The organism is Vibrio sp. OPT46, assembly GCF_015163535.1.
GTDB classification, from domain to species: domain Bacteria; phylum Pseudomonadota; class Gammaproteobacteria; order Enterobacterales; family Vibrionaceae; genus Vibrio; species Vibrio alginolyticus.
The window spans coordinates 1-913 of the sequence record NZ_JADDYG010000136.1 but is presented as its reverse complement, the minus strand read 5'-3'; the positions used below and the strand labels follow the sequence as shown (position 1 = coordinate 913).

Genomic DNA, 913 nt, shown 5'->3' with positions numbered 1-913 from the left:
CGTTGAATTTGCCCAGATACTTGCGCACCTACATTCACCAATTTGGACGCTTGCAACATGCCGTTGGCTAATACCGCCTTTTCGATATTGCCTTTGCGAACGACTTCTGTCGCGTAAGGAGAAATGGGTTCTGGACGTTGCAGATAATGATAACCACCAGCACCAATAGCAAGTAGGCCACACAAAACGAGCCATTTTTTATTGAGTTTCATAGCAGGAGTGAAGTAAATAATCGTTTTGATTTTATACTGCTATTTGTCTTAGCCGTACAGGGTACGAGACGTAAAGATAGGTAAATTAACGTCAAGATACTGAAGGAATAACTTCACTAACGTGAAAAATCCGAGATATTATAGTCACTTCAAAACTTTATCATTCAATAAATATAAAAAAGATCATTTTTAATATAGAAATTCAAGTTATAAGTATTATAAACAAAACTTTTAAATACCAACAAACCAGTAAAATCTAAGCTTATTCAATATGCCATCCATTTAAATTTCATTATGGTCATTTTGATGATTGAATTTAAAGAGGAGTTAAGTGACAAGTTAAATAAAAAATACCCACATAACACAGGTAAGACCGAGAGGAGTGTGTCATGTGGGTTTAAAACGATAGTTCTCTTGCTGATTCGAACTACCAACGTTGGGATGCAATGGAAATACAAATGACTCAGAGTTTCCATCACGGACACTTTATCGCTGGATTTGCCTCTGTTTGTTAGGGAACAGTCAGCACAATAAAAATAGAGAAGTAATACCGCAAAAATAAAAATAGGGGCTCTGAGTTTAATTTACACGTAAAATAATCACCACATTCACGACATGAACCATTAATAAATTCATCAATAAATATTTATTAAGTTAAATTTATTTATTGTCAACATACTGTTAGTTTTACTCCTAAATAT

Annotated in this window: 1 pseudogene; it reads right to left on the bottom strand. The window is 34.0% G+C overall.

Annotation, left to right across the window (positions count from 1 at the left end):
- Positions 1-212 (bottom strand): annotated as a pseudogene (locus tag IQR33_RS06035) (efflux transporter periplasmic adaptor subunit); the annotation flags it as partial.
- Positions 213-913: the final 701 nt, after the last annotated feature.